Raw genomic sequence first — 24131 nt, 5'->3', positions numbered from 1 at the left:
TCAGAACTTCAGCAGGTTGGCGTCGTCGACCGAGGTCGACCGGCGGGCACGGAAGATCGTCATGATGATGGCAAGGCCGACGACGACCTCGGCGGCGGCGACGACCATGGTGAAGAACGCGATCACCTGACCGTCGAGGTTGTCGTGCAGGCGGGCGAAGGTCACAAACGCCAGATTCACCGCGTTGAGCATCAGCTCCACGCACATGAACACCACGATCGCGTTGCGGCGCAACAACACTCCGGCCGCGCCGATGGTGAACAGCAGCGCAGACAGGAACAGGTAGTTCTGGGGGTTCACCGCTTGCCTTCCTCGTCGTCGATCTGGGTGTCTACGTCGACGGTTCTCGGCCGCCTTGATTCTGGACTGACCGGAGGGTGCGACGAAGGAGTGCCCGGAGGGAGGGAAGAATCGAGGCCTCGGGGCCGAGAACCCGCGGCGCCAGCCGCCAAGATCAGAGCTTCGGTGTGGGCGCGGGTGCGGCGGTGACGCAGGATCGTGGACACCGAGTGTTCGGCGAAGGAGCCGTCGGGGAGTTGGGCGGGGCTGTCGACGGCGTTGTGCCGTGCGTAGACGCCCGGTGTCGGTAGCGGAGTGGCCCGTTCGCCCGCAGTACGGAACCGGTCGCGCGACATTTCGCGCTGTCCGCGTTTCGGGGTGAACTGTTCACGGTGAGCCAGCACCATCGCACCGATGGTGGCCGTGATCAGCAGTGCGCCGGTGAGTTCGAAGGCCCACACGTAGCGCAGGAAGATCAGTTCGGCGAGTTCGGCGATCACGTCTCGGTCGCCGAAACCGCGGCCGGGGAAGGTGGTTCCGCTGTCGCGCAGGGCCGCACCGATGCCGCCGATGAACAGCAACCCGAATCCGAGCCCGACGATCGCGGCGGCGATGCGCTGTCCGCGCAAGGTCTCCCGTAGCGATTCCGCCGAGTCGACGCCGACGAGCATCAGCACGAACAGGAACAGCATCATCACCGCGCCCGTGTACACGACGATCTGTACGACACCGAGGAACAGTGCGCCCTGGGCGATGTAGAACACGGCGAGCGCGATCATGGTGGCGGCCAGGCACAGTGCTGAATGCACGGCCTTGGCGGCGGTCACCATGCCGAGTGCGCCGAGGACCGCGATCGGGGCGAGGACCCAGAACAGCACGCCCTCGCCGGTGGAGGTGGCGGCGATCTCGGCGGCCAACAGTGTGCTCATCGCAGGACCTCCTCGTCCGACGGCGCGGGACCGACCCGGCCCAGGTAGTAATCGGCCGCGTCGGTGCCCGGTGCCATCGGGTGCGGTGCGGGCGTCATGCCGGGCTGCATGGGGGCCAGCAGCTGGTTCTTCTCGTAGATGAGGTCGGCGCGGTTGTCGTCGGTGAGTTCGTATTCGTTGGTCATCGTCAGCGCGCGCGTGGGGCAGGCCTCGATGCACAGGCCGCAGCCGATGCAGCGCAGGTAGTTGATCTGGTAGACGCGGCCGTACCGCTCACCGGGGGAGAAGCGTTCCTCCTCGGTGTTGTCGGCACCTTCGACGAAGATGGCGTCCGCCGGGCACGCCCACGCGCACAGTTCGCAGCCGATGCACTTCTCGAGACCGTCGTCGTAGCGGTTGAGCTGATGGCGGCCGTGATAGCGCGGTGCGGTCGGCACCTTCTGCTCGGGATACTGCTCGGTGTTCGGCTTCTTGAACATCGTGGCGGCGGTGACCGCGAAACCGGCGAGGGGTTCGAACAGGCCGATTTCCGGCTGGTCGTTCGCGGGTCGTGGTGGCATCGGTGGGACCGGGAACCCGAGGAACACCGACGATGTCGACGGTTCCTCGGGTAGCGGCGGGAGTCCTGCGGTGCGTCCGGCGCGCAGGAACATCGCGATCATCGCCGCGGTGATCACCAGGCCCACACCGACCAGGATGAAGTTCTGGCCGGGCAGTCCTTCGAGGTCGAGCACGCGCGCCGTGGCGACGATCATCACCCAGACCAGCGAGGTGGGGATGAGCAGTTTCCAACCGAGGTTCATGAACTGGTCGTAGCGCAGGCGGGGCAGGGTGCCGCGCAGCCAGACGAACACGAACAGGAACGTCCACACCTTGAGGGTGAACCACAGCAGCGGCCACCACCCGGAGTTGGCGCCCTCCCACAGGCTGATCGGGAACGGTGCCCGCCAACCACCGAGGAACAGCGTGGTCGCGAGTGCGGAAACCGTTGCCATGTTGACGTATTCGGCCAGCATGAACATCGCGAACTTCAGCGAGGAGTACTCGGTGTGGAAGCCGCCGACCAGTTCGCCTTCGGCTTCGGGCAGATCGAAAGGCGCGCGGTTGGTTTCGCCGACCATCGACACGCAATAGATCAGGAACGAAGGCAGCAGCAGGAAGACGTACCAGGTGCCCTCCTGTGCGGTGACGATCTCGGAGGTCGCCATGGTTCCCGACAGCAGGAACACCGTCGCGAAGGTCAGTGCCATCGCGATCTCGTAGGAGATCACCTGCGCGGTGGAACGCAGGCCGCCGAGCAGCGGATACGTCGAACCCGACGACCAACCGGCCAGCACGATGCCGTACACGCCGATCGAGGTGATCGCCAGGATGTAGAGCACGGCAACGGGCATGTCGGTGAGCTGCAACGGGGTCCACGTGCCGAAGATCGACACCTCCGGGCCCATCGGGATCACCGCGAACGCCATGAAGGCCGGGATCACCGAGATGATCGGGGCGAGCACGAAGATCGGTTTGTCCACGATCGCCGGGATGATGTCTTCCTTGAGCGCCATCTTGACACCGTCGGCGATCGACTGGAGCATGCCGCCGGGCCCGATCCGGTTGGGGCCGACCCGCATCTGCATCCACGCGACGACTTTGCGCTCGGCGTACACCGCGATCAACGGCACCAGCATCAGGTAGACGAACACCCCGAGCGCTTTGACCACCACCAGCCACAGCGGGTCGGTGCCGAAAACTGTCCCGGCCGCCAGGTACTGCACTGGATCACTCATGACGGTGTTCCTTCATCCTGTCGTCGGCGCGACGCAGGCGCACCACGGCGCCGGGTGTCACACCGAGTTCGGCGGCGACCGCCGAACCGGGCGAGTGCAGCGGCAGCCACACGACCCGGTCGGGCAGGTCCGTGATCATCAGCGGCACCGAGATCTCGCCGCGGTCGGTGTAGACGATGATGTGATCGGCGTCGGCGGCTTCGATCTCGGCGGCGGTCGCGGCCGACAGGCGAGCGACCGGTGGGCGGGCGACGCCGGCGAGGTTGGGTTCACCGTCTTGCATGCGGCCGGCGTCGAGGAGCATTCGCCATCCGGCCAGCACGGCGGTTCCGGGACCGGGTGCGGGGCGGGTTTGGCTGGTGAGGTTCGGTGCCGGGATGGGGTCGCCGGTCCAGGTGCCGAGTGCGTCGAGTTCGGCGCGGGCGGTGGCGGCGTCGGGCAGGTTGAGCGGGACCCCCATCTGCGCGGCCAGCGAGTGCAGTACGCGCAGGTCCGACAGGGGTGCGGCGACGCGGCGGGTGGTGTCGAGGGAGGCCGCGGTGAAGGGGCGTGGGCGGCCTTCCCAGGTGCGGAAGGTACCGGATTTCTCCATTGCGGTCGCTACCGGGAAGACGACGTCGGCGCGTTCGGTGACGGCGCTGTGTCGCATTTCGAGGCTGACAACGAACCGGGCGGCGTCGATGGCGGCCAGTGCGGCCGCCGGGTCGGGCAGGTCGGCCGGGTCGACACCGCCGATGACGAGCGCGCCCAACTGGGCGGCGTTGGCGAGGATTGCGGTGGCGTCGCGGCCCACGGTGACCGGGAGTTCGCCGGATTGCCAGCGGTGGCGAACCTGCTGGCGGGCAGTGGGGTCCACGACCGGTCGGCCACCGGGGAGCAAGCTGGGCAGTGCGCCGGCTTCCAGTGCGCCACGTTCGCCTGCGCGACGGGGTACCCAGGCGAGTGCGGCGCCGGTGGTGTCGGCCAGGCGGGTGACGGCCGAGAGTGCGCCGGGGCTGCCCGCGAGACGTTCACCGGCCATGATGACCGCGCCGGGGGTGGACAGCATGGTCATGAGTTCGGTGGCGTCCGCGGAGGTTTCGGCCATGATCGAGGCGATGACGTCGGCTTCGCCGCAGGGCGGGGTCTGGATGAGCGCCCCGGACATGCGTTCGAGGCCGCGGGAGGCGAACGGCGCCAGCGACACCACCCGCTGCCCGCGCGTGCGTGCGGCCTTGCGCAGCCGCAGGTAGACGATGGGCGATTCCTCTTCTGGTTCGAACCCGACCAGCAGCACGGTGGGGGCTCGGTCGAGTGCGGCGAAGTCGACCTGCAGGCCGCGTCCGGCGACTCGGGCGGCGAGGAAGCGTTCTTCCTCCTCGGAATGCACTCGGCTGCGGAAGTCGATGTCGTTGGTGGCCAGGACCATTCGCGCGAACTTGCTGTACGCGTAGGCCTCTTCCTCGGTGACGCGGCCGCCGACGAGGACTCCGGCGTTGCCGATCGCGGCGCTCAGGCCCGCGGCGGCGGCGGTGAGGGCTTCGGGCCAGGACGCGGGGGCGAGGACGCCGTCCCAGCCGCGCACCATCGGGGTGGTGAGGCGGTCGCGTTCGGTGGCGTAGGCGAAGGCCCAGCGGCCTTTGTCGCAGTTCCATTCCTCGTTGACCTGCGGATCGTCACCGGCCAAGCGGCGCAACACTTTTCCGCGACGGTGGTCGGTGCGTTGCGCGCATCCGGAGGCGCAGTGTTCGCAGACGCTCGGCGTGGAGACCAGGTCGAACGGGCGGGCCCGGAAGCGGTAGGAGGTGCCGGTGAGCGCGCCGACCGGACAGATCTGGACGGTGTTGCCAGAGAAGTAGGAGTCGAGAGGTTCGGCCTGGGCGGTGCCGACCTGTTGCAGCGCACCGCGATCCATCAGTTCGATGAACGGGTCACCGGCGATCTGCTGGGAGAACCGGGTGCAGCGCGCGCACAGCACGCACCGTTCCCGATCCAGCAGTACCGCCGTGGACAGCGGGATCGGCTTCGGGTAGGTGCGTTTCTCGCCTTCGAAGCGCGATTCGGCACTGCCGGTGGACATCGCCTGGTTCTGCAGCGGGCATTCACCGCCCTTGTCGCAGACGGGGCAGTCCAGGGGGTGGTTGATGAGCAGCAGCTCCATCACCCCGCGCTGGGCCTTTTCGGCGACCGGGGAGCTGATCTGGGTGCGCACGATCATGCCGTCGGTGACCGGGATCGTGCAGGAGGCGACCGGCTTTCGCTGGCCTTCGACCTCGACGATGCACTGGCGACACGCCCCGACCGGGTCGAGCAGGGGGTGGTCGCAGAAGCGGGGGATCTGCACGCCGATCAGTTCGGCGGCACGGATCACCAAGGTGCCCGCGGGGACTTCGATGGTGGTGTCGTCGATGGTGACGCTCACCATGTCGGTGGGTACCACGCCGCTGCTGTTACCGGGGGCGATGGCTGTCATCGGACCTCTTTCGCTGGTGCCCACACCGTTGAGGCGGCCGGGTCGAACGGGCAGCCGCCGAGTCGCTGATGCGCGAGGTATTCGTCGCGGAAGTACTTCAGCGAGGAGAAGATCGGGCTGGCCGCGCCGTCACCGAGCGCGCAGAACGACTTGCCGTTGATGTTGTCGGCGATGTCGGCGAGTTTGTCCAGGTCGGCTTCGGTGCCCTGGCCGGCTTCGAGTCGGCGCAGCAGTTGCACGAGCCAGTAGGTGCCTTCGCGGCACGGTGTGCATTTGCCGCAGGATTCGTGGGCGTAGAACTCGGTCCAGCGCAGGACAGCTCGGACCACGCAGGTGGTGTCGTCGAAGATCTGTAAAGCCTTGGTGCCCAACATGGATCCGGCGGCGGCGACACCTTCGTAGTCGAGGGCGACGTCGAGGTGTTCGTCGGTGAACATGGGAGTCGAGGAACCGCCGGGGGTCCAGAACTTGAGGGTGTGGCCAGCTCGCACGCCGCCCGCGTAGTCGAGTAGTTCGCGCAAGGTGATGCCGAGTGGGGCCTCGTACTGGCCGGGGCGGGCGACGTGGCCCGACAAGGAGTAGAGGGTGAAGCCGGGGGATTTCTCGGTGCCCATCGAGCGGAACCATTCGGTGCCGTTGCGCAGGATCGAGGGCACGCTGGCAATGGATTCCACGTTGTTGACGACCGTCGGGCTCGCGTACAGGCCTGCGACGGCGGGGAACGGTGGGCGCAAGCGGGGCTGTCCGCGTCGGCCTTCGAGCGAATCGAGCAGGGCGGTTTCCTCGCCGCAGATATAGGCGCCCGCTCCCGCGTGCACGATCAGGTCGAGGTCGAAACCCGAGCCGAGGATGTCGCGGCCGAGCAGGCCCGCGTCGTAGGCCTCGGCAACGGCGGCTTGGAGCCTTCGCAGCACCGGGACCACTTCGCCGCGGACGTAGATGAACGCGGTGGCGGCGCGGATCGCGTAGGCGGCGATCACGATGCCTTCGATGAGGGTGTGCGGGGTGGCCAGCATCAGCGGGATGTCTTTGCAGGTGCCGGGTTCGGATTCGTCGGCGTTGACGACGAGGTAGTGCGGTTTCGTGATGCCGCCGGGGCCGGGGCCCTGCGGGATGAACGACCACTTCATGCCGGTGGGGAAACCCGCGCCGCCGCGACCGCGCAGGCCCGAGTCTTTGACGATCTGGATGACTTCGTCAGGGGTTGTGCGCAGGGCGGTGCGGAGCCCGTCGTAGCCGCCGGTTGTGCGGTAGGTGTCGAGGGTCCACGAGTGGGGGGTGGCCCAGTGTTCGCTCAGGACCGGGGTCAGTGTGGTCATCGCGAGCCCCCTGCCGAGTCATCTTCCGCCGCAGCGGTTTCGAGGCCTGCCAGGGTGGGGGCGCCCGGTGCGCCTTCGAGTGTGCCGGGACGTTCGTCGGGGAATCCGGCGAGGATGCGGGCCGTTTCGCGGAACGTGCACAGCGGGGCACCGCGGGTCGGGCGGACCTGGTGACCCGCTCGCAGCGCGTCGGTGATCGCGACGGCCGATTCGGGGGTCTGGTTGTCGAAGAACTCCCAGTTCACCATCATGACCGGCGCGTAGTCGCAGGCGGCGTTGCATTCGATGTGTTCGAGGGTGATGGTGCCGTCGGGGGTGGTTTCGCCGTGTTTGACGTCGAGGTGTTGTTGCAGCGCTTCGTAGATGGCGTCGCCGCCGAGGATCGCGCAGAGGGTGTTGGTGCACACGCCGACGTGATAGTCGCCGGTGGGGGTGCGGCGGTACATCGAATAGAAGGTGGCGACCGCGGTCACTTCGGCGCCGGTGAGATTGAGATGGTCGGCGCAGAAATCGATGCCGGTGCCGGTGACATAGCCTTCCTCGGCTTGCACCAGGTGCAGCAGGGGCAGCAGTGCGGAGCGGGGGTGCGGGTAGCGGGTGATGATCTCCTTGGCGTCCAGTTCGAGGCGTTCGCGCACGTGTGGCGGATACGGTTCGGGACGGGTGGTCAGGCTCAGGAGAATCGGTGTGCTGGTGGGGTTTTCGTTGCTCATCTGTCCACTCCGCACAGTGTGAAGTCAGTGCCCGGACGGGTTTCTATGCTCATCTGTCCACTCCGCCCATCACGGGGTCGATGCTGGCGACCGAGGCGATGACGTCGGCGACCATGCCGCCCTCGCACATCGCGGCCACCGCTTGCAGATTGGTGAACGAGGGGTCGCGGTAGTGCACCCGGTAGGGCTGGGTGCTGCCGTCGCTGACCATGTGCACGCCCAGCTCCCCGCGCGGGGATTCCACTGCCGAATACACCTGTCCCGCAGGCACTCTGATGCCTTCGGTGACGAGCTTGAAGTGGTGGATCAGCGATTCCATGGAGGTGCCCATGATCTTGCCGATGTGCTTGGGTGAATTGCCGAGACCGTCGGGGCCCAGTTCCAGGTCGGCGGGCCAGGCGATCTTCTTGTCGTCGATCATCACCGGGCCGGGGCGCAGCTTGTCCAGGCACTGTTCGACGATCTTGATCGACTCGGTCATCTCGGCGATCCGGATGATGTAGCGGCCGTAGCAGTCACAGCCGGTGGTGGTCGGAATGTCGAATTCGTAGTTCTCGTAACCGCAGTACGGATCGGATTTGCGCAGGTCGTGGGGCAGACCGGTGGCACGAAGGACGGGGCCGGTGATGCCCAGCGCCATGCAGCCGGTGAGGTCGAGGTAACCGATGTCCTGGGTGCGCTTCTTCCAGATCGGGTTGGCACTGAGCAGGTGGTCCATATCGCGCAGGCGTCCGGGCAGAATGTCCAGGAGCTCACGAACCTTCGTGACGCCGTCGTCGGGCAGGTCCTGGGCGAGGCCGCCGGGGCGGATGTAGGCGTGGTTCATCCGCAGGCCGGTGATGGTTTCGAAGACGTCGAGGATGAGTTCGCGTTCCCGGAAACCGAACAGCATGGGGGTGAGCGCGCCCAGTTCCATGCCACCGGTCGCCAGGGCAACCAGGTGTGAGGAGACGCGGTTGAGCTCCATCAGCAGTACCCGGACCACGGTGGCGCGTTCGGGGATCTGGTCGGTGATGTCGAGGAGTTTCTCGACGCCGAGGCAGTAGGCGGTCTCGTTGAAGAACGGGGACAGGTAGTCCATTCGGGTCACGAAGGTGACGCCCTGGGTCCAGTTGCGGAATTCCAGGTTCTTCTCGATGCCGGTGTGCAGGTAGCCGATGCCGCAGCGGGCCTCGGTGACGGTTTCGCCTTCGATCTCGAGGATCAGGCGCAACACCCCGTGCGTGGACGGGTGCTGCGGGCCCATGTTCACCACGATGCGTTCTTCGGCGCCGCCGTCGAGCACTTCGCTGACCTGGTCCCAGTCCTGGCCTGCGACCGTCACCACCTGTGGGTCGTCGCGGCGAAAATCTGTGTCGGTCATCAGCTGTAGGTCCTCCGCTCGTCGGGCGGCGGTATGCGCGCGCCCTTGTACTCCACCGGGATCCCGCCGAGCGGGTAGTCCTTGCGCTGGGGGTGACCGCGCCAGTCGTCGGGCATGGTGATGCGGGTCAGGGAGGGGTGGCCGTCGAAGAGGATGCCGAAGAAGTCGTAGGTTTCGCGTTCGTGCCAGTCGTTGGTCGGATACACCGAGAACAGCGACGGGATGTGCGGATCGGCGTCGGGCGCCGACACTTCGAGGCGGATCCGGCGGCCGTGGGTGATCGACTTCAGGTGATAGACGGCGTGTAGTTCGCGGTCGGTGTCGTCGGGGTAGTGCACGCCGTTGACGCCCAGGCACAGTTCGAAACGCAGGGAGCTGTCGTCGCGCAGGGTGCTCGCGACGGCGACGAGATGTTCGCGTTTGACGTGCAGGGTCAGTTCGTCGCGGAAGACCACGATCTTCTCGATCACGGTGTCGAAGGCGATGACCCGACCCATCAGTGCGGCGCGCAGGGTGCCGACGAAGGCGTCGAACCAGCCGCCGTACGGGGGCGCAGTACCCGCGGGCAGCGCGACCGAGGTGACCAGGCCGCCGTAGCCGGAGGTGTCGCCGGTGCCGGTGACGCCGAACATGCCGCGCCGGGTGCCGATCACCTCGTCCTCGGGTGGTTTCGGTGGTGGCTGGGCGGGCGATTCCTCCGGAACTTCCTGTCCGGCAGGGATATCGGTGTTGTCGGGGGAGTCGAAGGTCATCGCAGCAGGCCCTCCATCCGGATGGTAGGCGTGCTGGCCAGTGCGGCCTTTTCGGCGGCGCGGATCGCTTCTTCGCGGTTGACGCCCATCGGCATCTCGGCGATTTTCGCGTGCAGCGCCAGGATCGCGTTGAGCAGCATTTCCGGGCGGGGCGGGCAGCCGGGCAGGTAGATGTCGACCGGGACGATGTGGTCGACGCCCTGCACGATGGCGTAGTTGTTGAACATGCCGCCCGAGGACGCGCAAACCCCCATGGCCAGCACCCATTTGGGTTCGGTCATCTGGTCGTAGACCTGGCGTAGCACCGGTGCCATCTTCTGGCTCACCCGGCCAGCGACGATCATGAGGTCGGCTTGGCGGGGGGAGGCGCGGAACGCTTCCATGCCGAAGCGGGCGATGTCGAATCGTCCGGCGCCGGTGGCCATCATCTCGATCGCGCAGCACGCCAACCCGAACGTGGCGGGCCAGACCGAGCCCTTACGCAGGTAGCCGGCGAAATCCTCGACCGTGCTCAGCAGGAACCCGCTGGGCAGTTTTTCTTCGAGACCCATTATTTCCCACTCATTCCCAGCTGAGGCCGCCGCGACGCCATTCGTAGGCGTAGGCGACAGACACATTGACGATGAACAGCGCCATCGCGGCGAGACCGAACAGCCCGAGCGTGTCGAAATGCACGGCCCACGGGTAGAGGAACACGATCTCGATGTCGAAGATGATGAACAGCATCGCCGTGAGGTAGTACTTCACCGGAAAGCGCTGTCCCGCTGTGTTTCCCGGGCCACCGGCGATGGCGTGCGGGGTCGGCTCGATGCCGCATTCATAGGGTTCGAGCTTGGCCCGGTTGTAGCGTTTCGGGCCGATCAGCGACGCCATGATGACGGAGAACACCGCGAACGCCGCGGCGATGGCGCCGAGTACGAGTGCGGGCACCTCGATATTCACGACTGCACTTCCCCTCCTCGCTGGAGCAGGCCGAGCCGTGTGGCCCGGCCGCGGACGGCAGCTTTCGGCGAGACGGGGCCGACAACGTTGTCCGCCGAACCGGGGCTCGCGCAAGGCTGTGCAGCGATGGCGGAGCGTTATACAAGAGCCCGTGCTCGTGTGAGCTACAGCACAGACTACCGCCGTTTCGAAGGTCCGCCGCACGTTTCCGGGGTGGGGTTTGATCGATATCGGTACCGCGATTCATGAGCGATACGGGGGTAATCGTCTACGGGCATGCGGACGCGAACCACGGGCGTAACCAGTGGTGATGCGCAGAAAGGAACGAACAGGACTATCCGGCTGTTCGGGACGATCCCAGTTCAGCGGGCGAGCAGGACCCCGGCGACCGCGTTGGTGAGCTGCATGGGGTCGATCGGGTGCGAGACGGCGGCCTCGGCGCGTGACCAGTTGGCCAGCCAGGCGTCATCCGGGCGGCCGGTGAGGACGACCACCGGCGGGCACTGCTCGATCTCGTCCTTGAGCTGCTTGGCGATACCGAGACCACCCGTCGGCGCGGATTCGCCGTCGAGGATCGCGAGATCGATCCCGCCGGCGTCCATCTGCTCGATGACGACCGGCGCGGTGGCGACCTCGAAGAAGTCGAGCTCCGGTAGATCGGCGCGCGGCCTACGGCCCAGCGCCAGGATCACCTGTTGACGGGTATCGGCATCGTTGCTGTAGACCAGCACACGCAGCGGGGTGGAACCATTCGATTCGGCCACGCTCGGATCGTACGTCCGTAGGTGGCGCCACCGTGGCAGGTTCGCCGGATCGACCGGTCGGCTTGTGGCACAAGAGCCTCCGATACCAGCGATGCGTCCGGTGGACAGTCAGCGCTGTACACCCCAGGTGCCGCCCACGTCGCCCGGGAACGGGATCGTGATCGTCGGCTCCTGGCGGGACTGGGGCAGGGCCGCAGGGTCGAGCACAGTTCCGAGCACCAAGGGTGGTGTGTTCGTGGAGGTGTCGGACTCGGGTGCCTCCCAGATCCGTGGCGGTCGCAGCGAGGCACCGTCATCCGGCCACAGCCGGATTCGCCAGTGGTCGCCCGGTTCGCCGTGTTTCGCGAAGTCTGTTCCGGCGATCTCGGCGAGGTAGTCACCGGGTGGGACGGGCGCTTGCGCCCAGCCGTCGACGGGCGAACTGATGGTCAATCCGTGCTCGCCGATGCGCAGTCGGGCTTCGCTGACCTGTTGCCAGTTCCCGTCATCAGCCGGGCGTTGGTCCCACACCTGAATCCGGATCGGCATGTCGAAGGCGGTCTGTTGCGGGCTGATCACCACGACGGTGTGCCCGTCGCCCGCGGACGGCCCGTGCGCGAAGGCCGCGTCGAGCAACGTGAGTTCGGCGTCCTCCGCGCCCTCGCCGCCGTGCAGGATGAAGTGGCTGTAGTCGAGCAGCAGTTCCAGATGATGGTCGACGACGAGGTGCGGGATTTCGGTCACAAACGAGATCGTGGCACAGCACACCGACAGAATCGCTCGGTGTGGGTGCTACCAGTTGCCGTCTTGAACGGTGTTGTCGCCCAGGGGAATCACCGGAAGGCCGTAGCCGATGGGCGGATTCGGGTGTTCGTCGGCGAGCCAGTTGCCGGTGGGTTTCACGTCGGCGAGTTCGGACGCGGGTGGGAGGTCGTCGGCGTCGGCGTCGTAGTAGTCGAACCAGGGTAGGCCGTTGGCGGCGTAGGCCTGGGCGGTGATCGGGGTTGGTGGCGCGGGTTCGCCGGTGATCTGTTGCCATTCGGCGGCGGAGGTGAGGTGGACGAAAACGCGGCCGCCTGCGGTGGTCCGGTAATCGTTGATGGGGCGTTTGTCGGCGTAGATCTCCTGACGCATCGTGCCGCCCGCGCCCATGCCCATCTTTCGGGCCGCGGGACCACCCGCTCTCGGTGCCGCACCGGGCGCCGGCATGCCGGCGGGGGCGGCACCGAGGGGCGGCGGAGCACTGACAGGGACGGGTCCGGCGTAGGGCGCCGCACCAGCGTAGGGCGCTGACGAGTCTTGGAGCCAGGGTGGTTTGGGGCCCGTCGGGGGCCGCGCCGCTCGTCGCTCTTGTTCTTGCAGGTTCCACGCGTCGCGCGCCGCATCGGTGAGCCCGTGCACCGCCAGTTGCACGCCGCCCCACTGTTCGGTGCCGGTGACCTGACCTTCGACAGTCGCTCCGAGACCCATCGGGACCGCGACGAACTGCCGAACCGTTCCCTCACCGGAGTTGATGCCGTCCAGCCACGGCTGCTCGGGGAGTGCGAGATAGTTCTGCGGATCCTTGGTGAGCGCGTCAGTCCACGGCTTGCCCGATACGGCGCACACCTTGCCGACTGCGACTTTCAACGCGGTCGGCGTTGTCGCCGAGAACCGCAACCACATCGCTTCGCGCTGATACACCGGCAACATCACCCCACCACGTTCGCGCCACTCCTCTGGCACGGTGTCCGGATAGTCGGCGACTCGGCGCAGCGGGAAAGTACCGAGACCGGGCGGCAACGGATAAGTACCCGTCTCGGGCAGGCGCAACGTCCGCACGAACGTCACCCGAACCCCACCCGGCAATTCGAGCGCATCCCCCGACAGCTTGACCTCGGTTGCCATGTCCCACCCCTTCATTCGACTGTCCGCACGCAACGATCACGCCCCTGGCGACGACCGTACCGACGGCATCGTCAGCCGTCCACTGCGATAAGTGGCGCAGAACCGACACGTTCTTGTTTAAGTGACAAAAACCCCTGGCGTGGTGGCGGACTTGTCGTTTAGCGTCGTCGGTATGAGTAGCAGATTGCACCACGTGGCCGTGGTGAACGAAGAGATCGCCGAGCGGGGAAGTTATCGGACCGCGGACGGTGAGAGAGTGGAGATCGGCGTGCAGGTACGGGCCGCTGCGGCGGGGACCGTGTCGTATTCGCCTGCCCAACTGGATGTCCTGGCCGGCGAACAGGCTCCGGGGGCTGGTGTGCCCGCGATCGAGGTGACCGGTGAGGGCAGTGTTCAGGCGGCGCGGCGGGTGTTCGCCGACGGGGGCCGGGTCGCGGTGTTGAACTTCGCGTCCGCGCGCAACCCGGGCGGCGGGTATCTGCGGGGTGCGCGGGCACAGGAGGAGGATCTGTGCAGGCACGCGCTGCTCTATACCAGTCTGGTGCGGGCGCCGGATTATTATGCGGCCCATCGCGCGTCGTCGGATCTGCACTACAGCCACCGGGTGATCCTGTCGCCGGATGTGCCGGTGATCCGTGATGATCGCGGTGAGCTGGCGGCCCCGTTTCCGGTGACTTTCCTGACCTCGCCCGCACCCAATGTCACCCAGTTGAGGCTGCGCTCGGCCGAGGTGGATGTCCGCGATGTCCTGGTGCGGCGCGCCGACCGCGTGGTCGCCGTCGCGGCACGGCACGAGGTGCGCACTCTGGTGCTGGGTGCGTGGGGTTGTGGGGTTTTCGGCAATGATCCGGCCGAAGTCGCCGACGCGTTCGGTGCGGCACTCGGTCGGTGGGGAGCTGCGTTCGACCGCGTGGTTTTCGCGGTCTGGGATCGCGCCGCGGTTTCGGCCAATCGTGCCGCTTTCCAGGCTCGATTCGGCTCACCCGAGGGCGATTACCGCTGATCGAGTGGTGGGTGCTGGTCGCCTCGGGGATCATCGCATCAGCGTTCTGATTTATTGGAAGGAATTCGCGGATGACCACACCGCGGCGGTACTGGATCGAATTCGACCGGCAGGAGGGCTCCGACGTACGGCTCTGGGAGGGGGTCGGTGTGACCGGATTCGATGTGCCGGATTGTCTTTCGATGGTGGCGGAGATGGTTTGCGATGGACCGCTGCCACCTGTGCGCCGAATTACGGTCGATATCTCGCTGGCCGAGCCGTTGCCGGTGAATCGCGGTCTCGGAGTCCCGGTGTGGCGCGGTGTGTGGTATCCGGCCGTGAACCTTGGCACCGGGCCTACCCGTGACATCGACCGAAGTGGCGCTCCCGCCGACTATCCGACGCCAGTCACCGAATCGCGGCCGAAGCGGGTCAGTGCGACTTTGGGCGCGGCGACCACGTGGTGGGACGAAATTCCGCATATTGCCGGACTGCTGTGGCCGCTGGTGAGAATGCACAGCGCCGAATACTGCCGTGGAACGGTGTCCAGTGCCCGAGGGCTGCGCGACGCCTGCGCCAGGGATCAGACCTATGGGGCCATGGTGGGCGAAGCTCTCGATTTCATGATCGCGTGGCAGCCGACACCGGACGAATGGTTCGACCCGACCGGAACCAGGTTCGCCGATCAACAGGACTTGGACGAGTATCTGCGCGCCTTCCGCGACTACGTGTTCGGTGATCGCCCCGAGCCGATCGCCCCGCCCGGCAGCGAACCGATGTCACCCGAGGAGGCCCTGCGACTGGTTCGCCGGATGTCCGGTAGGCAGGGCTAGACCGTCCGAGCTCGTGGATCAATGGTCGGGAAAGTTCACATTGCTTGTGGGGGCGGTGTGAGCCATCCTGGAAAGGGCTACGGGCACAGTGGATTTCACAGGGGGCGTGGGCGAATGCCGAACGGATTGAAGACACTGACGCGGTACACGATCGAGGAAGAGCATCGGCATCCCGGGTCTTCGGGGGAGTTCTCGGCGCTGATCAATGTGGTGTCGACGGCGGCGAAGATCATCGCCAATCAGGTGACGCGGGGGGCGATCGTCGCCTCGGAGATCGAGGACGGGGCGTCGGTGAGTGGGCGGCTCGATGTGTTGACCGACGAGATAGTGGTGGGGCAGACGCAGTGGAGCGGGCAACTGGCGGGGCTGTTGTCCGAGCAGCACGACACGGTGCTGCCTGCCAATACGCGGCGGGGGAAATACCTGCTGGCGTATGACGCGCTGGACGGGTCGAGCAATATCGACGTGAATTTGCCGGTGGGGTCGATTTTCAGCATCTTGCGGGCGCCGGAGGGGATTGTCGACGGTGGCGCCGAACTTGCCGAGAGCGACTTTCTGCAACCGGGGGTGGAGCAGGTGTGTGCGGGGTTCACCCTGTATGGGCCCGCCACGATGCTGGTGCTCACCACCGGCAGCGGGGTCGACGGGTTCACCCTGGATCGGGAGATCGGGGCGTTCGTGCTGACCCATCCGCAGATGCGAATCCCCGAGGACACCTCGGGTTTCGCGATCAATGCCGCCAACGAGCGGTTCTGGGAGCGGCCGGTGCGCCGGTATGTGCTCGAGTGTTTGGAAGGGGTGGAGGGGCCGCGGGGGCGGGACTTCAATATGCGGTGGGTGGCGTCGCTGGTGGCCGACACATTCCACATCCTGACCAAGGGCGGGCTGTATCTGTACCCGCGCGATACCCGCAATCCCGCACGGCCGGGCCGGGTTTCGCTGCTGTACGGGGCGAATCCGATCGCGTTCATCGTCGAGCAGGCGGGTGGGGCGGCGACCACGGGGCACGAGCGGATGATGGAGTTGACGCCGACCGAGGTGCATCAGCGGGTGCCGTTCATCTTCGGCTCGCGCAACGAGGTGTTGCGGATCGAGCGCTATCACCGGGAACCGGACGCGGACAAGCGGTTCGACAGTTCGCTGTTCGGGACGCGGTCACTGTTCCGGCCCGCCAGGCACGACCAGCGGAGTTAATCCTGGTCGCGTTGTTCCTGTTGTCTGCGGGCCTCGCGGCGTTGCTGTTCGGCGCGCTCGCGCAGGCCGCGCAGGAAGGCCTCGTCGTCGTCGGGATTCGACGCGACCTGTCGGCCGGGCCGGTCGTATTCGCCGAACCGGGTGTTCGAGACAGGTCGGGATTCGCCGACGGGCCTGCCCGCGAACAACCACAGCAGCGCACCGATCGTGGGGATCAGGACGACGACGATGATCCAGCCCATCTTCGGCAGGTGCCGGATGCCGGCGTCGGGGCTGGTGACGATGTCGACCAGGCAATACACCCACAGGGCCAGGGTGAGAAAGCCGATGACGGCGTAGGGCATCGCGGTTGTCCTCTCGGTGTCGGAGGACAGCTGTCGCGCGAGCCCCCCGGGCAGACAGAATGCCGTACCCGCGGCTGTCCCGCGAGTTCGGGGTCAGTCGGGTAGGAGTGGGACCGAGACGCCCTCGCCGCTGCGCAGGAGCGCGGCGCGGGTGACGGCGGTGGAGCCGAAGCGGCGGCGCAGGTCGTCGAGGGTGGCGTCGAGAGTGTTGTCGGCGCGGGGTTCCAGGGGCAGGGTGAGTTGCATGGTGTCGGCGTCGTCGAGGTTGGTCAGGGACACACCGATCAGGGTGATGCCGCGTTCGGTGATGAGTGGTTGGGCGGTGGCGAGGAGGAGGCGGGCGGCGTGGCGGATGGCGGCCGAGGAGTCGGTGGCTTCGACGAGGGTGTGGGATCGGGTGGCTCGGGTGAAGTCGTCGAAACGTAAGCGCAGCACCACTGTTCGGCATACACGGTCGGCGGCGCGCAGGCGGCGGCCGAGGCGGTCGGTGAGGCCGTCGAGGTAGGCGGCGATTTCTTCCGGGTCGCGGGGGCTGCGGCCGAGGGCACGTTGGGCGCCGATCGAGCGGCGGCGTTTGCCGGTTTCGACGCGGCGTGGGTCGCGGGCCCACGACAGGGCGAACAGGTGGCGGGCGGCGGCGGGGCCGAGGATGGCGCGCAGGTGGGGTTCGCCGAGTTCGGCGAGCTGGCCGATGCGGGTGATGCCGTTGGCGTGCAGGGTCGCCGAGGTGACTTTGCCGACGCCCCATAATCGTTCGACCGGTAGTGGGTGCAGGAAGTCGAGTTCCTTGCCGGGTTCGACCAGGCGTAATCCGTCGGGTTTGGCGACGGCGGAGGCGACTTTGGCGAGGAATTTGTTGCAGGCGATGCCGACGGAAATGGGCAGGCCGACGCGATCGGCCACCTGCGCGCGTAAACGGTGGCCGATCTCGATCGGCTCGCCGCTGATCCGCCGCAACCCGCCGACGTCGAGGAAGGCCTCATCGATCGAGATCCCCTCGACCAACGGGGTCGTGTCGTCGAATACCGCGAACACCGCCTTGCTCGCCTCGGCATAGGCCGACATCCGGGGCGGCACCACGATCGCATGCGGACACAACCGCAGCGCCTGCCCCGCGTTCATCGGCGTCCGAATCCCGAACGCCTTGGCCTCATAACTGGCCGCCAACACCACCCCACCACCCACGATCACCGGCTTGCCGCGCAACCACGGCTGATCCCGCTGTTCGACCGAGGCGTAGAACGAGTCCAGGTCGGCATGCAGGATCGTCGCCTCGGCGCGGGACTGGATGCGCGGGCGGCGCGGGGCGACGGAATCGGACACGAACATATGTTCGCATCAGGGTCTGACGGAAACCGCGCATCAGGGTGTCGCGGTCAATCCGGTCCGCGGTGATGTCGGTGGCAACACCGCGCGCTCGGTGGCGTGAGGTGCGAGGCCGGTTGTGCTCGCGCGTCTCACCGGGTGGGTGGCGGTACTGTGAACCGGTTCGGGCAAGGTGAAGGAGTCGGTGGGCGGTGCGTGGTTTCGGGGATCTCGAGGCGGTGCTGATGGATCGGCTGTGGGATCGCGATGTCGATGCGACGACTGTGCGGGAATTGTTCGACGAGCTTGTCACCGAACGCGATATCGCTTATACGACGGTGATGTCGACGATGGACAATCTGCATCGCAAAGGGTGGTTGGCGAGGAAGCGTGAGGGGCGCGCGTATCGGTATTGGCCGACGGTGACGCGTGAGGAATACAGTGCGCGGCTCATGCACGAAGCGCTGGGGGTCGGGGGGCGGTCGGATCTGGTTCTGCACTATTTCGTGGATCGGATCAGCGATGACGAATTCGCGGGATTGCGTGCGGCTTTGCGGCGGGTCGCTACGCGGCGGACCGAGGCGAGCTGACCCGAACATGTCGGAGTGATCTGATCTGATGGAGACATCGGCGAAGGGAGCGGGCGGCATGTTGAGTGTGGGGTGGGATCAGGTGTTCGCCTGGCGGCTGGGGCGCCAGTTCGTCCCGGCACCGACCGCGGGCTCGGTCGAGGACATCGCGGGCAGGTTGGTGGGGGTGCAGGCGCAGGTGGCGTCGGCGGCGGAGACGGCTGTTGCGGTGCGTAGTCGCGAATGCCGACCGGCTGGGGTGAGTGCGGCGCTCGCGGGCGGCACGCTGGTGAAGACGTGGGCGATGCGCGGGACCTTGCACGCGATGGTGCCCGAGCAGGCCGCGGCGGCGTTGTCGTTGATCGGGTCGGCGCGCACGTGGGAGAAGCCGTCGTGGCAGAAGACGTTCGGTGCGACGCCCGAGCAGGTGGCCGCGCTGGTGGAGGCGGTGTCGGGTGTGCTGGCGGGGCAGGTTCTGACTCGCGAAGAACTGGTCGAGGCGGTGCTCGCCGAATCCGGGTTCGCCCATCTCGGTGCGCAGTTGCGGTCGGGGTGGGGTGCGGTGCTCAAACCGTTGGCCTGGCAGGGCGCGCTGTGTCACGGGCCTGCGCGCGGCAGCAAGGTCACTTTCACGGCACCGGCCGACCTGGTATCCGGATGGCACGGCATACCCGACCCTGACGTCGCCGCACCGATGCTGATCAGTGCTTATCTCGGTGCATACGGTCCCGCGACGCCGACGGCTTTCGACACGTGGCTCAGTCGCGGCAGTGTGCGTAAACCCGTGCTGCGCGGGTGGTTCGCGGCGATGGGTGACGCGTTGACCGAGGTCGATGTCGAAGGCCGGGTCGGGTGGATGCCGAGCGAGCTGGTCGACGATCTTGCCGCGGCGAGTCTCGACGGCGAAGTCCACCTGCTCGGGCCGTTCGACCAGTACGTGCTGGGGCCGGGCACCGCCGACACCGTGCTGCTGCCCGCCGAGCACCGGTCGAAGGTGAGCAGGACGGCGGGCTGGATCTCGCCGCTGGTGCTGGTCGACGGGCGGATCGCGGGGACCTGGGAACAGGTCGGGGACGAGGTCGTGGTGTCGATGTTCGAGGGGCGCAAGGTCGCCAAGCGCGCGCTGTCGGCGGCGGTGCAGCGGTTCGCCGAGGCTGTGGGGTCCGCTGGCCTGCGCGTGGGCTGAAATTTCGGATACCACCTACTCCGAACCAAGCGCTTGCTACGGTGGCTCGATGATCCCCACGATCGTCTGGGGCACCGGAAATGTCGGCCGCGCGGCCATCCGTGCCGTGGCTGCCCATCCGGCGCTGGTTCTCACGGGGGTGCTCGTGCACAACCCCGACAAAGTCGGCCGAGACGCGGGTTCGCTCGCCGGCCTCGACACCGAGTTGGGGGTGGCGGCCAGCGCTGATATCGACGCGCTCCTCGCCGCCGGTCCGCGGGCAGTGGTGTACGCGGCATCCGGCGATATCCGCCCCGACGACGCCCTCGCCGACATCGTGCGGGCGATCCGGGCCGGGGCCGTGGTCGTCACTCCCGCGCTCTACGCCCTCTACGACCCACGCAACGCGCCGCCGGAAATGCGCGAGCCGGTACTGGAAGCCATTGCGGCGGGCGGTGGTTCGCTGTTCGTGTCCGGGGTGGATCCCGGCTGGGGCAACGATGTGCTGCCATTGTTGATCAGCGGGCTCGCGAGCACCGTCGACGTGGTGCGCTGCCAGGAGATCTTCGACTACTCCACCTACGACCAGCCCGACTCCGTGCGCTATCTGGTCGGGATGGGGCAGCCGATGGAGTATCAGCCGCCGATGCTGATGGCGGGTGTGCCGACGATGGTGTGGGGCGGCCAGATTCGGTTGCTGGCCAGGGCGCTGGGTGTCGAACTCGACGAGATCGTCGAGACGGTGGACCGGCGCGCTCTCGACGAGACGGTGCGGACCGCGAAAATGGGGGTGTTCGACGCGGGCACGCAGGGGGCGGTGCGGTTCGAGGTGCAAGGCATTGTCGAGGGGCAGGTGCGCATCGTGATCGAGCATGTCACCCGGATCCATCCGAGCTGCGCCCCGGACTGGCCGACACCTCCCGATGGTGACGGTGCCCACCGGGTGATCATCGAGGGTTCCCCGCGCATCGAGGTCAGCGTCGAAGCGACCGACGAAGGGGGCAATCGGGCGGCGGGTGGAAATGCCACGGCGGTGGGCAGATTGGTCAATGCCATCGACTGGCTGGTCGAGGCGCCGCCCGGTCTCTACGACGCACTCGATGTGCCGCTGCGTGCCGCGGTCGGCAAACTCGGAAGGACATCACGATGATCATCGACATTCCCGAGGGCAAAGATCCCATCGGTTTCGTGTGGGGCGAGATGGTGCCCGGCATCGGGGTCGCCGCGGCGGCGTTCTCGCTGTCGGTTTACGAGCACTCCACGCTGGGCCTGCGCGAATTCGAAGCGGCCCGGCTGCGGATCGCGCAGATCAACGGGTGCCTGTTCTGTCAGGACTGGCGCACCGAACGCGGCGGGCGCAAGGTCGAAGCGGAGTTCGCCGATGCGGTCACGGCCTGGCGCACGACCGATATTTTCGATGAACGCACGCGGTTGGCGGCGGAGTACGCCGAGCGTTATGCGACCGACCATCACGGGCTCGACGAGGAATTCTGGGCGAGAATGTTCGCTGCGTATTCGCAGGCGGAGGTGGTGGAGTTGAGCATGAGCATCGGTTCCTGGTTGGCGTTCGGGCGGCTCAACCGTGTGCTCGGGTTGGACACCGTGTGCGTGCTACCGGGGCACTGACCCGCAGCGACATCCTGCGCAGCGCTGCGTGGCCGGGCCGATTAGGCTGCGGTCCGTGGTGGAACCTGCGCAGAAGCTCATCGATACGGTGGCCTGGGTGTTGATCGAGAACGGTCGCATCCTGTGTGCTCGCCCGCGCGGTAAGGACGTGTTCTTCATTCCGGGCGGCAAACGCGAGGGCGCCGAGACCGACCTGCAGACCCTGGTCCGTGAGGTCGCCGAGGAACTGACCGTCGACCTCGCGCCCGACAGTGCGGTGCATGTCGGCACCTACGAGGCCGCGATCGCCGACGGGCACGACACTGTTGTCCGGATGGCCTGCTACACCGCCGACTATCGCGGGGTGATCACGGCCAGCAGTGAGATCGAGGCGTTGGCGTGGTTCGGGTTCGGTGACCGTGATTCGGTGCCACCGGTTGACCAGTTGTTGTTCGACGATCTCGCGGCGGCCGGGTCACTGCGGTGATCGCGGCGGTGGCACGGTCGGCGGTCTATGAACTGCTGGCATTGCCACTGGCCTTCACCCGGCTGCGGACCCGGTTACGGGTGCCGCGGCTGCTGCTGCGCGAACCTGTTGGCGCCCACAGTCTTTCGCTGGTGCACGGGGTGATCCACTCGGCGCTGTCCGGGGGTGTCGGGCTGCTCGGCTGGTTTCTGGCGATGCTCAGTGTGTTGGTGCTGGTGCGTGGTCTGGCGTATCCGCTGGTCGCCGCCGATGATTACGAGAACTCGTGGGGCGGGCCGACTCTGGTCGGGGCGTGGCTGGTGCATGCGGCGCTGGGTGTGCTGATCGCGCCGGTGTTCGTCGGGATGATCGCCCTGTTGGGCCGGTTGCAGCTGCGGCTGACGCGCACGGTGCTGGGTGGTGACCGGTCGTCGTGGGCGATTCCGGCCGCCGTGATTCTCGCGGCGGCCGGCGGGGTGTTCTTCGCCGCGTGGGTGCACCAGATCTGATGCGCCCACGCCGGATCAGCCGGCGACCGGGACGATGGTGGCCTCGATGAAATGGATGGTGCCGTCCGGGATGACGAACGTCTCGGTGATCGACACGGTGGCCAGGCGAACGCCGACCAGGCCCGCATCCAGGAGGTAGTGGGCCGTCACCACGTCGCCGGTTTCGACCAGCGTGACATTGCGGATGCCCTGGATGGCCCGCTGGAGGGGGCCATGGTCGAGTTCGGCGGCCATTCCCGGGCCGGAGAAGCCTGTCTGGACACCCATTTCGATGCGGGTGGCGTTCGGGGCGAAGGGCACCGCGCCGGCGTCGTGGGAGACCAGGGCGTCGAGGTAGGTGCGGGCGACCGCCTGCCGCGGGGAATCGGACGGATCGGGTTGTGCCGCAGCGGTGGCGGTGCCCAGCGATAACAGGATCGCGGCGGTGGCAGTGACAGATAACAAACGCATGAGTGACGATAGTGCTGGCGGCAACGGTAAAGCGCAACTCGCACAACGCAACACGGGTCAGCGGCCGTTCGCTCCGGGAATCCGGACACCGGCGGCACGAAGTTTCGCTTCGACGAGCGCGGTCATGCGGGCCGCGGTCGACTGTGGCTCTTCGCCGTGGTGGCGGATCAATGTGTAGCGGGTCGCGGCTTCGGTGCGGGCTTGCAAGCCCGTCACGATTTCGAGGTGGGCGGGGTTGGCGAGGTAGTGCCCGGCGACGGCGGTGGCGACGTCGTCGATGCGGGGGTCGTCGGGTTCCCAGGTCAACGCTTCGGCGGCGTTACGGTAGACGGCGAGGAATTGGGGGTCTTCGATGGCGTGCTGCACCGAGCCGTAGCGGCGGTAGCCGGAGCTGTCGCGGGCCGGTTCGTCGAGCAGGCCGTTCTTCTCGTAGTGCCGCACGGTCTTGATCGTGACCCCGGCGAAGACCGCGGCCTGGCCGATCGTGACACCGTTGTTCATCTGCTCAGTCCGCCCTGCTCGGGGTATTCCAACTGTCAAAGTTGACCTTGATGCGGGGGTGAGGTCAAGTGTCCGGGCCGCGCCGGTGTGCGCGCGGCCCGGACTGCGGGGTACTCAGGCCTCGCCGAATACTTCGCGGACCAGGCGTTGGGTCGCGGCCTGGAACACGGCGGCCAGGGACAGGTCGGCGTCGTCGATGTAGTTCAGCGCGGCGGTCATGGTTTTGCTGCCGTCGGGGGTGCTGTACATCAGTGCGGCGTGGCCGCCGTGGCCGCCGTTGTGGGTGATGACCGTGCCGGTCTCGGTCTTCTGCACGAAGATCCCGAGGCCGTAGCCGACCTTGGACTCGAGAGTGAGCATCTCGGCGAGCAGCGGGGCGGGCAGGAGTGACCCGCTCAATAGTGCGGAGAGGAAGGTGTGCAGGTCTTTGCTGGTGGAGATCATGTCGCCGCCGCTGGAGATCCAGGAGGGGGTCTGGACAGTGGCGTCGACGATGTGCTCTTCGCCGTCTTCGTCGTAGCGGTAGTAGGCGTGGGCGTGTGGGCCGCCGATCTCGGTCGAGGTTTCGGGGACGACGGTGTCGGACAGGCCGAGTGGGCCCAGGATCAGTCGGTGCATCTCCTCGGCGAGTGAGTGGCCGGTGACAGCTTCGATCAGCAGGGTGGCCAGGAAGGTTTGGTGTTGCTGCCGATCCGGACCCGGCCGTTGAGCGGCGGGGCCGCGGTCCGGCCGAGCTCGCCGAGTCCGGCGGCGCCGACCCATTCACCGTTGGCGTCGGTCACCCGCAGTTGCAGGCCGACGAAACCGGTGTCGACGATCTCCTCGATGGTGCGCTGCAGGTCCGGGTTGGACTGTGCGGCAACAGTTGTGGCGGTGTTCGCGTTCGAAGTCATGCCATGAGTTTCCTGAGTCAACCCCTACGCTGCAATCAGCTGTTTTTCGGGCTCGTGCCGGGCAGGGTTGTAAGCGGTTTCAGTGCGCCAGCACGCCCAGATGATCCGCAGCCAAGACCGACCCAGGGTGCGCAGGGCGTGTGGGTGTCGTTGCCCGC

General features: G+C 67.0%; 28 protein-coding genes. 9 read left to right on the top strand and 19 right to left on the bottom strand.

Going from position 1 to position 24131, the window contains the following annotated elements:
- The 13 genes from nuoK to ACFWUP_RS00080 all read right to left on the bottom strand — a co-directional run bounded on the left by nuoK (nucleotide 1) and on the right by ACFWUP_RS00080 (nucleotide 13157).
- The gene (gene nuoK, locus ACFWUP_RS00140; RefSeq protein ID WP_056819797.1) at nucleotides 1–300 is read right to left on the bottom strand and encodes an NADH-quinone oxidoreductase subunit NuoK; all 300 of its coding nucleotides are present in this window, start codon (nucleotides 298–300) and stop codon (nucleotides 1–3) included.
- Nucleotides 297–1208: an NADH-quinone oxidoreductase subunit J gene (locus ACFWUP_RS00135; RefSeq protein WP_379229431.1), complete on the bottom strand. Its 912-nt coding sequence runs from the start codon at nucleotides 1206–1208 to the stop codon at nucleotides 297–299. The genes nuoK and ACFWUP_RS00135 overlap by 4 nt, the downstream gene beginning before the upstream one ends.
- Entirely contained in the window at nucleotides 1205–2986 is a 1782-nt protein-coding gene (nuoH, locus tag ACFWUP_RS00130; RefSeq protein ID WP_379229430.1) for an NADH-quinone oxidoreductase subunit NuoH, read from the bottom strand. Before nuoH ends, ACFWUP_RS00135 begins: the two co-directional genes overlap by 4 nt.
- On the bottom strand, nucleotides 2979–5438 hold the full coding sequence (locus ACFWUP_RS00125) for an NADH-quinone oxidoreductase subunit G (RefSeq protein ID WP_379229429.1): 2460 nt from the start codon (nucleotides 5436–5438) through the stop codon (nucleotides 2979–2981). The genes nuoH and ACFWUP_RS00125 overlap by 8 nt, the downstream gene beginning before the upstream one ends.
- On the bottom strand, nucleotides 5435–6757 hold the full coding sequence (gene nuoF / locus ACFWUP_RS00120; protein ID WP_379229428.1) for an NADH-quinone oxidoreductase subunit NuoF: 1323 nt from the start codon (nucleotides 6755–6757) through the stop codon (nucleotides 5435–5437). The genes ACFWUP_RS00125 and nuoF overlap by 4 nt, the downstream gene beginning before the upstream one ends.
- Nucleotides 6754–7470: an NADH-quinone oxidoreductase subunit NuoE gene (gene nuoE, locus ACFWUP_RS00115; RefSeq protein WP_379229427.1), complete on the bottom strand. Its 717-nt coding sequence runs from the start codon at nucleotides 7468–7470 to the stop codon at nucleotides 6754–6756. The genes nuoF and nuoE overlap by 4 nt, the downstream gene beginning before the upstream one ends.
- A gap of 49 nt (nucleotides 7471–7519) precedes the next feature.
- Nucleotides 7520–8833 carry an NADH dehydrogenase (quinone) subunit D gene (gene nuoD / locus ACFWUP_RS00110; protein WP_379229426.1) on the bottom strand — a complete coding sequence of 438 codons (1314 nt, stop codon included), beginning with the start codon at nucleotides 8831–8833 and terminating at the stop codon, nucleotides 7520–7522.
- The gene (locus ACFWUP_RS00105; protein ID WP_379229425.1) at nucleotides 8833–9585 is read right to left on the bottom strand and encodes an NADH-quinone oxidoreductase subunit C; all 753 of its coding nucleotides are present in this window, start codon (nucleotides 9583–9585) and stop codon (nucleotides 8833–8835) included. The genes nuoD and ACFWUP_RS00105 overlap by 1 nt, the downstream gene beginning before the upstream one ends.
- On the bottom strand, nucleotides 9582–10136 hold the full coding sequence (locus ACFWUP_RS00100; RefSeq protein ID WP_101468016.1) for an NADH-quinone oxidoreductase subunit B family protein: 555 nt from the start codon (nucleotides 10134–10136) through the stop codon (nucleotides 9582–9584). The genes ACFWUP_RS00105 and ACFWUP_RS00100 overlap by 4 nt, the downstream gene beginning before the upstream one ends.
- A gap of 10 nt (nucleotides 10137–10146) precedes the next feature.
- Nucleotides 10147–10527, bottom strand: a complete 381-nt coding sequence (locus ACFWUP_RS00095) for an NADH-quinone oxidoreductase subunit A (protein WP_266288656.1) — start codon at nucleotides 10525–10527, stop codon at nucleotides 10147–10149.
- A 362-nt stretch (nucleotides 10528–10889) separates the two neighbouring features.
- Nucleotides 10890–11291, bottom strand: coding sequence for a hypothetical protein (locus ACFWUP_RS00090; RefSeq protein WP_379229424.1), 402 nt, complete (start codon nucleotides 11289–11291; stop codon nucleotides 10890–10892).
- Between the two features lie 108 nt (nucleotides 11292–11399).
- The gene (locus ACFWUP_RS00085) at nucleotides 11400–12014 is read right to left on the bottom strand and encodes a hypothetical protein (RefSeq protein ID WP_379229423.1); all 615 of its coding nucleotides are present in this window, start codon (nucleotides 12012–12014) and stop codon (nucleotides 11400–11402) included.
- Nucleotides 12015–12062: 48 nt separating this feature from the next.
- Complete coding sequence (locus ACFWUP_RS00080; RefSeq protein ID WP_379229422.1) at nucleotides 12063–13157, bottom strand: hypothetical protein; 1095 nt, start codon at nucleotides 13155–13157, stop codon at nucleotides 12063–12065.
- 172 nt (nucleotides 13158–13329) lie between these two features.
- On the opposite strand from ACFWUP_RS00080, the gene ACFWUP_RS00075 reads away from it, so the two are divergent.
- From ACFWUP_RS00075 to ACFWUP_RS00065, 3 genes are all read left to right on the top strand, one after another.
- Nucleotides 13330–14160 carry a TIGR02452 family protein gene (locus ACFWUP_RS00075; protein ID WP_379229421.1) on the top strand — a complete coding sequence of 277 codons (831 nt, stop codon included), beginning with the start codon at nucleotides 13330–13332 and terminating at the stop codon, nucleotides 14158–14160.
- Nucleotides 14161–14231: 71 nt separating this feature from the next.
- The gene (locus ACFWUP_RS00070; RefSeq protein ID WP_379229420.1) at nucleotides 14232–14972 is read left to right on the top strand and encodes a hypothetical protein; all 741 of its coding nucleotides are present in this window, start codon (nucleotides 14232–14234) and stop codon (nucleotides 14970–14972) included.
- 114 nt (nucleotides 14973–15086) lie between these two features.
- Nucleotides 15087–16166, top strand: a complete 1080-nt coding sequence (locus ACFWUP_RS00065) for a class 1 fructose-bisphosphatase (protein WP_379229419.1) — start codon at nucleotides 15087–15089, stop codon at nucleotides 16164–16166.
- Here the strand turns inward: ACFWUP_RS00065 and ACFWUP_RS00060 are convergent.
- Together ACFWUP_RS00060 and dinB are read right to left on the bottom strand one after the other, a co-directional pair.
- A complete protein-coding gene (locus tag ACFWUP_RS00060; protein WP_379229418.1) occupies nucleotides 16163–16510 on the bottom strand; it encodes a PLD nuclease N-terminal domain-containing protein in 348 nt (115 codons plus the stop codon). The two genes, ACFWUP_RS00065 and ACFWUP_RS00060, sit on opposite strands and share 4 nt — an antisense overlap.
- Before the next feature lie 93 nt (nucleotides 16511–16603).
- Entirely contained in the window at nucleotides 16604–17839 is a 1236-nt protein-coding gene (dinB, locus tag ACFWUP_RS00055; protein ID WP_379229417.1) for a DNA polymerase IV, read from the bottom strand.
- 188 nt (nucleotides 17840–18027) lie between these two features.
- Here dinB and ACFWUP_RS00050 point away from each other — a divergent pair, with 188 nt between their 5' ends.
- From ACFWUP_RS00050 to ACFWUP_RS00025, 6 genes are read left to right on the top strand one after another with little or no spacing between them, the layout of a single operon-like run.
- Nucleotides 18028–18405 (top strand): BlaI/MecI/CopY family transcriptional regulator, encoded by a 378-nt coding sequence (locus ACFWUP_RS00050; RefSeq protein WP_379229416.1) that lies wholly within the window; start codon nucleotides 18028–18030, stop codon nucleotides 18403–18405.
- A gap of 58 nt (nucleotides 18406–18463) precedes the next feature.
- The gene (locus ACFWUP_RS00045) at nucleotides 18464–19570 is read left to right on the top strand and encodes a winged helix DNA-binding domain-containing protein (RefSeq protein ID WP_379229415.1); all 1107 of its coding nucleotides are present in this window, start codon (nucleotides 18464–18466) and stop codon (nucleotides 19568–19570) included.
- A 49-nt stretch (nucleotides 19571–19619) separates the two neighbouring features.
- Nucleotides 19620–20699 carry a dihydrodipicolinate reductase gene (locus ACFWUP_RS00040; protein ID WP_379229414.1) on the top strand — a complete coding sequence of 360 codons (1080 nt, stop codon included), beginning with the start codon at nucleotides 19620–19622 and terminating at the stop codon, nucleotides 20697–20699.
- Nucleotides 20696–21175 carry a carboxymuconolactone decarboxylase family protein gene (locus ACFWUP_RS00035; protein ID WP_379229413.1) on the top strand — a complete coding sequence of 160 codons (480 nt, stop codon included), beginning with the start codon at nucleotides 20696–20698 and terminating at the stop codon, nucleotides 21173–21175. Before ACFWUP_RS00040 ends, ACFWUP_RS00035 begins: the two co-directional genes overlap by 4 nt.
- A 55-nt stretch (nucleotides 21176–21230) precedes the next feature.
- Complete coding sequence (locus ACFWUP_RS00030) at nucleotides 21231–21641, top strand: NUDIX domain-containing protein (RefSeq protein WP_379229412.1); 411 nt, start codon at nucleotides 21231–21233, stop codon at nucleotides 21639–21641.
- 8 nt (nucleotides 21642–21649) lie between these two features.
- Nucleotides 21650–22129: a hypothetical protein gene (locus ACFWUP_RS00025; RefSeq protein WP_379229411.1), complete on the top strand. Its 480-nt coding sequence runs from the start codon at nucleotides 21650–21652 to the stop codon at nucleotides 22127–22129.
- Between the two features lie 15 nt (nucleotides 22130–22144).
- Here ACFWUP_RS00025 and ACFWUP_RS00020 read toward each other — a convergent pair whose 3' ends face one another.
- The 4 genes from ACFWUP_RS00020 to ACFWUP_RS00005 all read right to left on the bottom strand — a co-directional run bounded on the left by ACFWUP_RS00020 (nucleotide 22145) and on the right by ACFWUP_RS00005 (nucleotide 23973).
- Nucleotides 22145–22579 carry a hypothetical protein gene (locus tag ACFWUP_RS00020; RefSeq protein WP_379229410.1) on the bottom strand — a complete coding sequence of 145 codons (435 nt, stop codon included), beginning with the start codon at nucleotides 22577–22579 and terminating at the stop codon, nucleotides 22145–22147.
- 57 nt (nucleotides 22580–22636) lie between these two features.
- Nucleotides 22637–23080 carry a MerR family DNA-binding transcriptional regulator gene (locus tag ACFWUP_RS00015; protein WP_379229409.1) on the bottom strand — a complete coding sequence of 148 codons (444 nt, stop codon included), beginning with the start codon at nucleotides 23078–23080 and terminating at the stop codon, nucleotides 22637–22639.
- Between the two features lie 114 nt (nucleotides 23081–23194).
- The gene (locus ACFWUP_RS00010; RefSeq protein WP_379229408.1) at nucleotides 23195–23698 is read right to left on the bottom strand and encodes a serine hydrolase; all 504 of its coding nucleotides are present in this window, start codon (nucleotides 23696–23698) and stop codon (nucleotides 23195–23197) included.
- Nucleotides 23699–23733: 35 nt separating this feature from the next.
- Nucleotides 23734–23973, bottom strand: a complete 240-nt coding sequence (locus ACFWUP_RS00005) for a hypothetical protein (RefSeq protein ID WP_379229407.1) — start codon at nucleotides 23971–23973, stop codon at nucleotides 23734–23736.
- Between the last annotated feature and the right edge of the window lie 158 nt (nucleotides 23974–24131).

The sequence above is a fragment of the Nocardia sp. NPDC058658 genome, assembly GCF_042716665.1.
GTDB lineage: Bacteria > Actinomycetota > Actinomycetes > Mycobacteriales > Mycobacteriaceae > Nocardia.
Note: the sequence above shows the minus strand (reverse complement) of the source record. Positions and strands in the feature narration are given on the sequence as shown.